Below are 9,581 nucleotides of genomic sequence, written 5' to 3' on the forward strand. Positions count from 1 at the left end.
CAATTCATCGTGTTAGTTAATATGGTTACCTAAGGTATGAAGCTGCCGAACGGCACTAGTCTGTCACCTGACCTTCGGATACTGTATGCACATACAGCCATTGGACTTTGTCGATGAATACGCCTCTGCCACCCCGTGGCCGCGGTACCGCCACCAACCCGCACAACCGCTTTGCGCCTAACTGTTCAGTGGCCGAGGATGACGGCTGGTATCAGGAAGCGCCGATCACCCAAGGCACCGAGGTGCGCATTGAGACGGCGAAAACCATCATCACCCGCAATAACTCGCCAGATCTGCCGTTCGATCGTTCGATCAATCCCTATCGCGGCTGCGAGCACGGCTGCATCTATTGCTACGCACGGCCCAGCCACGCCTATTGGGATATGTCACCGGGGCTGGATTTCGAAACCAGACTGATCGCCAAGACCAACGCCGCCGATGTGCTGGAAGAACAACTGTCCAAGCGCGGCTATCAATGCGCGCCGATCAATCTGGGTTCCAATACCGATCCCTATCAGCCCATCGAACGTGAACACAGAATCACCCGCAAGACTCTCGAAGTGCTGCTGCGTTACCGCCATCCGGTGACCATCATCACCAAGGGCTCGCTGATTCTTCGCGATCTGGACTTGTTGGCCGAACTCGCCGAACAAAGGCTGGTGGCGGTGATGATCAGCCTGACCACGCTGGATGATGAACTCAAACGCATTCTCGAACCTCGCGCCGCGGCACCCAAGGCACGACTGCGGGCCATCCGGGTGATGCGCGAAGCCGGGATTCCGGTGGGAGTTTTGTGCTCACCGATGATTCCAATGATCAACGACAGCGAACTCGAAAGCCTGCTGACCGAAGCCCATGCGGCCGGCGCGCAAAGTGCGGCCTACATGATGTTGCGCCTGCCGCTGGAAGTGGCGCCGCTGTTCGAAGAGTGGCTGGCTGCCCACTATCCTCAGCGTGCAGCTCATGTGTTGAGCCTGATTCGCCAAAGCCGTGGTGGTGAGCTCTACGACAGCCGGTTCGGTGCCAGAATGCGCGGTGAAGGACCGTTTGCGGATCTGTTGGCGCAGCGCTTCGCCAAAACCATCAAACGCCTGGGGCTCAATCGTCGGGAAGGTTTCAATCTGGATTGCGAAGCCTTTTGTCCGCCGGGTCGCCAAATGTCGTTGATTTAAGGACAATTGGCCCTATGGTTGAGTAGAGAAAACGATACGCCGCGTTTAGGCTGGTCACGTTTTTGGTGACCTGGAACACTCGTTCTAGAGCGTTTTATTCAGTTTGAGTTAAGTTTCAACCGCTACCTTGTTCATCGAGTGACTGACGGGTCTGGCCTTTCGACCTGGACGTTTTTTAAACAGCCACTGGCTTCATACCGGACAAAACGGGAAAATTCCCTGACTCCGCCAAAGAGGATGAATCATGAGTGACAAGGATAAACAGCCGTTGGCTGCGTCGGCTTCAGCCCAACCCGAGGCGGAAACCGCCGATGCAGCGCTGCAGCATATCGTTGACGGCTTTTTGCATTTTCATCACGAGATCTTTCCACAGCAGGAAGAACTCTTCAAAAAACTCGCCACGGCCCAGCGGCCTCGAGCGATGTTCATCGCGTGTGCCGATTCACGCATCGTTCCCGAACTGATTACCCAAAGCGCCCCCGGCGACTTGTTCGTGACCCGCAACGTCGGCAACGTCGTGCCGCCCTATGGGCAAATGAACGGCGGTGTTTCCACGGCCATCGAATACGCGGTGCTGGCTCTCGGCGTGCAGCACATCATTATCTGCGGGCACTCTGACTGTGGCGCCATGCGTGCAGTGCTCAACCCACAGAGCCTGGAAAAGATGCCGACGGTAAAGGCCTGGCTGCGTCATGCGGAAGTGGCGAAAACCATGGTTCAAGACAATTGCCATTGCACTGACGAAAACGAGAGCATGCATATCCTCACTGAGGAGAATGTGATCGCTCAGTTGCAGCATTTGCGCACACACCCGTCGGTGGCCTCGCGCATGGCCAATGGTCAGCTGTTTATCCATGGTTGGGTCTACAACATCGAAACCAGCGAAATCAAAGCTTACGACGCGGATCAGGGGTGTTTCCTGCCGCTCGATGGCAGTCATCCGATTCCGGTGGCGACGCCTAAAGCGCGCTTCTAAATCCTCCGTGTGGTTTAGCCGAGGCTGCTGATCTGGCAGCCTGCTTTGCCATGCCTGAAGAAAACTTCGGGAGAGTCACCATGCGTGCTGCTCAACTAAAAGCTGTTCTGCCACGGGAGCTACTGGCTTCGGTGGTTGTGTTTCTGGTCGCCCTGCCCTTGTGCATGGGTATCGCCATCGCCTCGGGGCTGCCGCCGGCCAAAGGTCTGATCACCGGCATCATCGGTGGCCTGGTGGTCGGCTGGCTTGCCGGATCGCCGCTGCAAGTCAGCGGCCCGGCGGCGGGTCTGGCGGTATTGGTGTTCGAACTGGTGCGCCAGCATGGTATTGCCATGCTCGGGCCGATCCTGCTGCTGGCGGGTTTTCTGCAATTGGTGGCCGGGCGCCTGAAACTGGGTTGCTGGTTTCGGGTCACGGCGCCGGCGGTGGTGTACGGCATGCTCGCCGGGATTGGGGTGCTGATCGTGCTGTCACAAGTGCATGTGATGCTCGATGCTGTGCCCAAGCCTTCGGGGCTGGATAATCTGGCGGCCTTCCCCGCTGCAGTGATTCAGGCTTTGCCGTCGTTTGGCTGGCAAGCGGGTTTGCTCGGGCTGTCGACCATTGCCGTGATGTGGCTGTGGGAAAAATTCCGTCCGCATTCCCTGCGTTTCGTTCCTGGAGCATTACTGGGGGTTGGTCTGGCAACGGTCGCCAGCCTGATGCTCGCATTGCAAGTCAAGCGTGTGGAAGTCCCGGCCAACCTGGCAGAAGCCATCGATTGGCTGCGCCCGGCGGACTTGCTCAATCTCGCCGACCCGACTCTGCTGATCGCCGCCTTCGCCGTGGCCTTTATCGCCAGTGCCGAAACCTTGCTCTCGGCCGCCGCCGTGGACCGAATGCACAACGGCCAGCGCTCGGACTTCGATCGTGAACTGTCGGCGCAAGGTGTGGGCAACATGCTGTGCGGACTGCTCGGCGCGCTGCCGATGACCGGGGTAATCGTGCGCAGCTCGGCCAACGTTCAGGCCGGCGCTACTACTCGACTATCGACCGTGTTTCATGGTCTGTGGTTGCTGGCTTTCGTGCTGCTGCTGTCGAGCGTGTTGCAAAGCATTCCGGTGGCGAGTCTGGCGGGGGTTCTGGTTTATACCGGTTTCAAACTGGTGGACCTCAAGGCCTTTCGCGGTCTGGGCCGTTATGGCCGGATGCCGATGTTCACGTATGCGGCGACCGCACTGGCAATCATCTTCACCGACCTGTTGACCGGCGTATTGATCGGCTTCGGCCTGACACTGGCCAAACTGGCCTGGAAGGCTTCGCGTCTGAAAATCAGCCTGATCGATCTGCCGGCGGACGGCAAGATGGAGCTGCGACTGGTGGGGGCGGCGACCTTCCTCAAGGTACCGGCGTTGACCCAAGTGCTGGGGAGCATTCCGGCAGGCGCAACGGTGCATGTGCCGCTCAATAACCTGAGTTACATCGATCACTCGTGCCTGGAGTTGCTGGAGGAGTGGGGCCGGGCCAATGCGGCCAAGGGTTCGAAGCTGTTAATTGAAGCACGAGGGTTGAAGCGCAGGCTTGAAGGACGGTTGCGAACTACAACCGGAGTAGGTTCAGCCGGTTAAACCACTTGTAGGAGCGAGGCTTGCCGGCGAAAGCGCTCTTAAGGACGCCTTCACCGGCAAGCCTGGCTCCTACATGTCCGAGTTGCCCTTAACTGACTGGCATTGGGGCAAGCCTCGCTCCTACAGGTATTGCGTAGACTTACGCCGCTGGCTGATCCAGTTCCAGGCCTACGCCCAGGCGGCGCGACATGCACGGCCAGCGTTTCCACGCGGCGCCGGTGTCCGGGCTGTTGAGTTTCTCACGGTAGGCTTCCACCGATTCCAGCGCAAAACTCTCTTCGTTGAGCATCTCGTCGATGGCGTGATGTACCGCTTCATCCAGTTGGTTGGCAAATTCCTCACCGATCAATTGGTGAGCAATCAAGTTGGCGACCGTCATGTCCAAGGGGATCAGTGGCTGGCCGAAATGCTTGATGTACAGGTCGTTGACCTCTTCTACAAAGCGGTGCGCCAGATAGGCTTCATCCAGCAGGCCATCCAGACCGACATGCCCGGCCATGATGGCCGGCGGCTGGAGGAAATACTGCTCGGCGATTTTCAGCACCGGTTTGATTTGCGATTCGATACCCGCTTCCCTGGCGACTTCATTGGCTGCTTCCAGCAGGTCGGGCACCTCTTCGATGTAGGCGCAAACAAAACGCGTCAGCACGCCGTTGGCATCGGCCTCCGGCAATTGGATAGCAGGGTGCAGGTGAGGCAGTTGGGACTGCAGCTGACGAGTCAGCAGGCCGGTCTCGGCCTCATGTTGTTGGGCTTTTTGGATCTGCTCGCGCAATGCGGCGGTGTTCATGAAAACTCCAGGAAACAAAGGCAATGAAATAGGGAAGACATAACTTAGCTGGCTTACGAAAAATGCTAAGACGCATTTGTCATAATTATTTCATCCTTGAGACATCGAAGTTATATCGATTTGCCACCACTCGTCTGCATCCTTCTCCATTCACGACCTGGAACGCAAGTCCAACCTGTTTCGGTTGATTTACGCCATCGCGTTGCGAGGTGGCAGTCGCTGTCTATACTCGGTTCTGAATGGAGTTAGCTGATGACGCCCGACTGCATATGCAGCAAGGCTCGGCGATTCAAGTTCGTAGTCTGAAAAAGCCGCTCCCTTGCCGCAGGTGAAAGCCGGCGGGATAAAAAGAACTATAAGGGGAACCCGCAATGATGCGACATCCACATGTCTGGATGGGCCTCCTGTTGTGGTCGATTTTCAGTCAGGCGCAAGCGGCCTGGACTGTGAATATGGCGCCTGGAGCGACTGAAATCAGTCACGCAGTATTCGATCTGCACATGACCATTTTCTGGATATGTGTAGTGATCGGCATCATCGTCTTCGGCGCCATGTTCTGGTCGATGATCCTCCACCGCCGCTCTACCGGGCAGGTGGCCGCAAAATTTCATGAAAGCACCACCGTCGAAATCCTCTGGACCATCGTGCCCCTGCTTATTCTGGTGGCCATGGCGGTCCCCGCAACTGCCACCCTGATCAAGATGTACGACAACACTGAGCCGGATATCGATATCCAGGTCACCGGCTACCAGTGGAAGTGGCACTACAAATACCTGGGTCAGGACGTCGAATTCTTCAGCAACCTGACCACCCCCGCCGATCAGATCCACAACAAAGAAGCCAAGGGCGAGCATTACCTGCTGGAGGTCGACAAGCCGCTGGTGCTGCCGATCGGTGCCAAGGTGCGCTTTCTGGTGACCTCCGCCGACGTCATCCACTCCTGGTGGGTGCCGGCCTTCGCGGTCAAGCGCGATGCGATTCCGGGCTTCGTCAATGAATCCTGGACCCGTGTCGAAAAGCCCGGCATCTACCGTGGCCAGTGCGCCGAGCTGTGCGGCAAGGACCACGGCTTCATGCCGATTGTGGTCGAGGTCAAGGAAAAGGCCGACTACGAAACCTGGCTGGGCGAACGCAAGGCGGAAGCTGCGCAGCTCAAAGAGTTGACCAGCAAGGAATGGACCCTCGACGAGCTCAAGGAGCGCGGCGACAAGGTCTATCACACCACCTGCGTGGCCTGTCACCAGGCCGAAGGTCAGGGCCTGCCGCCGATGTTCCCGGCACTCAAGGGCTCGAAAATCGCCACCGGACCGATCAAGGATCACCTGAGCATTGTCTTCCACGGCAAGCCCGGCACCGCCATGGCGGCGTTCGGCAAGCAGCTTTCGGAAGTCGATATCGCAGCGGTCGTGACCTACGAACGTAACGCCTGGGGCAACAACAAAGGCGACATGGTCACCCCTAAAGAAGTGCTGGAGCTGAAACAGGCGGAAAGCAAATGACCCGGTCTATTGCGTACGTAAGGAACCGCTCGGGGCATGACGCCCCGGCCCGCCCAGCCCATCCGTTTGCAGGAGACAGGACATGACAGTTGTCGTCGATGAGCATGTTCATACCGGCACCGCCCACGCCCACGGCCCCGCCAAAGGCCTGATGCGCTGGGTGCTGACCACCAACCACAAGGATATCGGCACGCTGTACCTGTGGTTTGCGTTCACCATGTTCCTGTTGGGCGGCTCGTTCGCCATGGTGATTCGTGCCGAGCTGTTCCAGCCGGGACTGCAAATCGTCCAGCCGGAATTCTTCAACCAGATGACCACGATGCACGGCCTGGTGATGGTGTTCGGTGCGGTGATGCCGGCCTTCGTCGGCCTCGCCAACTGGATGATCCCGTTGATGATCGGCGCGCCGGACATGGCCTTGCCGCGGATGAACAACTTCAGCTTCTGGCTGTTGCCGGCAGCGTTCCTGCTGCTGGTATCGACCCTGTTCACCCCCGGTGGCGGGCCGAATTTCGGCTGGACCTTCTACGCACCGCTGTCGACGACCTATGCGCCGGAAAGCGTGACGTTTTTCATCTTCGCCATCCACTTGATGGGGATCAGTTCGATCATGGGGGCGATCAACGTGATCGCGACCATCCTCAACCTGCGCGCCCCCGGCATGACGTTGATGAAAATGCCGCTGTTCGTCTGGACCTGGCTGATCACCGCGTTCCTGCTGATCGCAGTAATGCCGGTACTGGCCGGCTGCGTGACCATGATGCTGATGGACATCCACTTCGGCACCAGTTTCTTCAGTGCCGCCGGTGGCGGAGACCCGGTGTTGTTCCAGCATGTGTTCTGGTTCTTCGGTCACCCCGAGGTGTACATCATGATCCTGCCGGCCTTCGGTGCCGTCAGCTCGATCATTCCGGCCTTTTCGCGTAAGCCATTGTTCGGCTACACCTCGATGGTCTATGCCACGGCGAGTATTGCGTTCCTTTCGTTCATCGTCTGGGCGCACCACATGTTCGTGGTCGGCATTCCGCTGGTGGGCGAGTTGTTCTTCATGTACGCCACGCTGCTGATCGCGGTGCCCACCGGGGTCAAGGTGTTCAACTGGGCCAGCACCATGTGGCAAGGCTCGCTGACCTTCGAGACGCCGATGCTGTTCGCCGTGGCGTTCGTCATCCTGTTCTCCATTGGCGGGTTCTCCGGGTTGATGCTGGCCATCGCCCCGGCGGACTTCCAGTACCAGGACACCTACTTCGTGGTCGCGCACTTCCATTACGTGCTGGTGCCGGGGGCGATCTTCGGGATCTTCGCCTCGGCCTACTACTGGATGCCGAAATGGACCGGCCACATGTACGACGAAACCCTCGGCAAGCTGCACTTCTGGCTTTCCTTCATCGGCATGAACATGGCGTTCTTCCCGATGCACTTCGTGGGCCTGGCGGGCATGCCGCGGCGGATTCCGGACTACAACCTGCAATTCGCCGACTTCAACATGGTGTCGTCGATCGGCGCGTTCATGTTTGGGGCCACGCAGATCTTCTTCCTGTTCATCGTGATCAAGACCATTCGTGGTGGCGAGCCGGCACCGGCCAAACCGTGGGATGGGGCAGAAGGCCTGGAGTGGAGCATTCCGTCGCCGGCGCCGTATCACACCTTCACCACACCGCCGGAAGTGAAATGAAACGCCTCGGTCTTGTAGGAATTCCTGTGGGAGCTGGCTTGCCTGCGATGCATGCGGCGCGGTGTGTCAGATATATCGCTATCGCGGGCAAGCCCGCTCCCACAGGGTTCGGTGTAGAGGGCTCGTGCGATGGCTGATTCGATTTCGACGAAGAAACTGGTCACCCGCCTGTTACTGGTGGTGGTGGCGATGTTTGTCTTCGGCTTTGCCCTGGTGCCGATCTACGACGTGATGTGCCAGGCGTTCGGCATCAATGGCAAAACCGCCGGGCAGTATGAAGGCGAGCAAACGGTCGACGTCTCGCGGCAGGTTCGCGTGCAGTTTCTGTCAACCAACGCCGCCGACATGGCTTGGGACTTCTATCCCAAGGGCGATGAATTGGTCGCACACCCGGGGACGGTGAACGAGATGATTTTTATCGCCCACAACCCGACCGATCGCCCGATGAGCGCCCAAGCGGTGCCGAGCATCGCACCCAGCGCAGCCGCGGCGTACTTCCACAAGACCGAATGTTTCTGCTTTACCCAGCAAGTGCTGCAGCCCGGTCAACGCATCGAGATGCCGGTACGGTTCATTGTTGACCGCGACATGCCCAAGGATGTGAAGCACCTGACGCTGTCCTACACGCTGTTCGATATCACCGCACGTCATCCGCCCGTGGCTGTTGCAGCAAGCACCGGCGGCTAGGCGTTAAAGCGTGCCCGATAAGGAGAACAATAAATGGCAACTCATGAACATTATTACGTTCCAGCCCAGAGCAAATGGCCGATCATCGCCACGATCGGCATGCTGGTCACGGTGTTCGGCCTGGGCACCTGGTTCAACGACCTTAAGGCTGCGCGGCCGGAATCCCACGGCCCGCTGATCTTTTTCGTCGGCGGACTGTTGCTGGCCTACATGCTGTTCGGCTGGTTCGGTACGGTGATCAAGGAAAGTCGCCAAGGGTTGTACAGCGCACAGATGGACCGCTCGTTCCGCTGGGGCATGAGCTGGTTCATTTTCTCGGAGGTGATGTTCTTCATCGCGTTTTTCGGTGCACTGTTTTATGTGCGCAACATCGCAGGCCCGGCACTGGGCGGTGAAGGCACCAAAGGCATCGCTCACATGCTGTGGCCGGCGTTTGAATTCACCTGGCCGCTGCTGAACAACCCGGACTCGAAACTCTTTCCTCCCCCCAAGGAAGTCATCAGCCCCTGGGGCCTGCCGCTGCTCAATACCGTGCTGCTGGTGAGTTCCAGCGTCACCGTGACCATCGCTCACCATGCCTTGAAGAAAGGCCATCGCGGCGCACTGAAAATCTGGCTGGCGCTGACCGTGTTGCTCGGTTGCGCGTTCCTCGGTTTCCAGGCCGAAGAATACCTGCACGCCTACCACGAGCTGGGCCTGACCCTGGGCTCCGGCATCTACGGCGCGACCTTCTTCATGCTCACCGGTTTCCACGGCGCCCACGTGACCATGGGCACCATCATTCTGTTCGTGATGCTGATGCGGGTCATGCGCGGGCACTTCGATGCCGACCATCAATTCGGCTTCGAGGCGGCGAGCTGGTACTGGCACTTCGTGGATGTGGTGTGGATCGGTCTGTTCGTTTTCGTCTACGTGCTCTGAGACTTGGCTTCATGACTACCAAGGTACGTGAGACACCAACTGGCCGCTGAAAAAACCCCAGGCGATCAAGCCGACAGTGGTGGCGGCCAGCGCAACACGAACACTCAAGGCGATGACCAGGCGATTCGAGTGGCTGTCGTCCTTGACCAGAAAAAACAGGCCGCTGAACAGGCTGACAACCGTGGCAATCAGCATCAGGACGATGGCTGCTTTGAGCATGGTGACACTCCGGGGGAAAGGCGATGCATTTGAGT

Annotated in this window: 9 protein-coding genes; 7 read left to right on the forward strand and 2 right to left on the reverse strand. The window is 58.5% G+C overall.

All coding sequences use genetic code 11. The features are described 5' to 3' along the window. Positions 1-113: 113 nt before the first annotated feature. The 3 genes from AB3226_RS14250 to AB3226_RS14260 all read left to right on the forward strand — a co-directional run bounded on the left by AB3226_RS14250 (position 114) and on the right by AB3226_RS14260 (position 3,755). Positions 114-1,172 (forward strand): PA0069 family radical SAM protein, encoded by a 1,059-nt coding sequence (locus AB3226_RS14250; RefSeq protein ID WP_367373488.1) that lies wholly within the window; start codon positions 114-116, stop codon positions 1,170-1,172. 244 nt (positions 1,173-1,416) lie between these two features. After that, positions 1,417-2,148 carry a carbonic anhydrase gene (locus AB3226_RS14255; protein WP_123356889.1) on the forward strand — a complete coding sequence of 244 codons (732 nt, stop codon included), beginning with the start codon at positions 1,417-1,419 and terminating at the stop codon, positions 2,146-2,148. Between the two features lie 80 nt (positions 2,149-2,228). After that, on the forward strand, positions 2,229-3,755 hold the full coding sequence (locus tag AB3226_RS14260) for a SulP family inorganic anion transporter (RefSeq protein ID WP_367373489.1): 1,527 nt from the start codon (positions 2,229-2,231) through the stop codon (positions 3,753-3,755). A gap of 139 nt (positions 3,756-3,894) precedes the next feature. On the opposite strand, the gene AB3226_RS14265 is transcribed toward AB3226_RS14260, so the two are convergent. After that, positions 3,895-4,545, reverse strand: a complete 651-nt coding sequence (locus tag AB3226_RS14265) for a hypothetical protein (RefSeq protein ID WP_367373490.1) — start codon at positions 4,543-4,545, stop codon at positions 3,895-3,897. Between the two features lie 371 nt (positions 4,546-4,916). Between AB3226_RS14265 and coxB the strand changes: the two genes are divergently transcribed. From coxB to AB3226_RS14285, 4 genes are all read left to right on the forward strand, one after another. Further along, the gene (coxB, locus tag AB3226_RS14270) at positions 4,917-6,044 is read left to right on the forward strand and encodes a cytochrome c oxidase subunit II (RefSeq protein WP_367373491.1); all 1,128 of its coding nucleotides are present in this window, start codon (positions 4,917-4,919) and stop codon (positions 6,042-6,044) included. A gap of 82 nt (positions 6,045-6,126) precedes the next feature. Beyond that, positions 6,127-7,719 (forward strand): cytochrome c oxidase subunit I, encoded by a 1,593-nt coding sequence (gene ctaD / locus AB3226_RS14275; RefSeq protein WP_367373492.1) that lies wholly within the window; start codon positions 6,127-6,129, stop codon positions 7,717-7,719. Between the two features lie 129 nt (positions 7,720-7,848). Continuing rightward, positions 7,849-8,406, forward strand: a complete 558-nt coding sequence (locus AB3226_RS14280) for a cytochrome c oxidase assembly protein (protein WP_367373493.1) — start codon at positions 7,849-7,851, stop codon at positions 8,404-8,406. Positions 8,407-8,439: 33 nt separating this feature from the next. Beyond that, positions 8,440-9,327, forward strand: coding sequence for a cytochrome c oxidase subunit 3 (locus AB3226_RS14285; protein WP_367373494.1), 888 nt, complete (start codon positions 8,440-8,442; stop codon positions 9,325-9,327). Positions 9,328-9,342: 15 nt separating this feature from the next. On the opposite strand, the gene AB3226_RS14290 is transcribed toward AB3226_RS14285, so the two are convergent. Then, on the reverse strand, positions 9,343-9,546 hold the full coding sequence (locus AB3226_RS14290) for a twin transmembrane helix small protein (protein WP_030129650.1): 204 nt from the start codon (positions 9,544-9,546) through the stop codon (positions 9,343-9,345). Positions 9,547-9,581: the final 35 nt, after the last annotated feature.

It is taken from the genome of Pseudomonas lini (assembly GCF_964063345.1).
Lineage (GTDB): Bacteria > Pseudomonadota > Gammaproteobacteria > Pseudomonadales > Pseudomonadaceae > Aquipseudomonas > Aquipseudomonas lini_B.

Excerpts from the sequence above, each read along its gene's own strand:
- AB3226_RS14250 (WP_367373488.1), top strand. The coding sequence starts at position 114 with ATGAATACGCCTCTGCCACCCCGTGGCCGCGGTACCGCCACCAACCCG.
- AB3226_RS14255 (WP_123356889.1), top strand. The coding sequence starts at position 1,417 with ATGAGTGACAAGGATAAACAGCCGTTGGCTGCGTCGGCTTCAGCCCAA.
- AB3226_RS14260 (WP_367373489.1), top strand. The coding sequence starts at position 2,229 with ATGCGTGCTGCTCAACTAAAAGCTGTTCTGCCACGGGAGCTACTGGCT.
- AB3226_RS14265 (WP_367373490.1), bottom strand. The coding sequence starts at position 4,545 with ATGAACACCGCCGCATTGCGCGAGCAGATCCAAAAAGCCCAACAACAT.
- coxB (WP_367373491.1), top strand. The coding sequence starts at position 4,917 with ATGATGCGACATCCACATGTCTGGATGGGCCTCCTGTTGTGGTCGATT.
- ctaD (WP_367373492.1), top strand. The coding sequence starts at position 6,127 with ATGACAGTTGTCGTCGATGAGCATGTTCATACCGGCACCGCCCACGCC.
- AB3226_RS14280 (WP_367373493.1), top strand. The coding sequence starts at position 7,849 with ATGGCTGATTCGATTTCGACGAAGAAACTGGTCACCCGCCTGTTACTG.
- AB3226_RS14285 (WP_367373494.1), top strand. The coding sequence starts at position 8,440 with ATGGCAACTCATGAACATTATTACGTTCCAGCCCAGAGCAAATGGCCG.
- AB3226_RS14290 (WP_030129650.1), bottom strand. The coding sequence starts at position 9,546 with ATGCTCAAAGCAGCCATCGTCCTGATGCTGATTGCCACGGTTGTCAGC.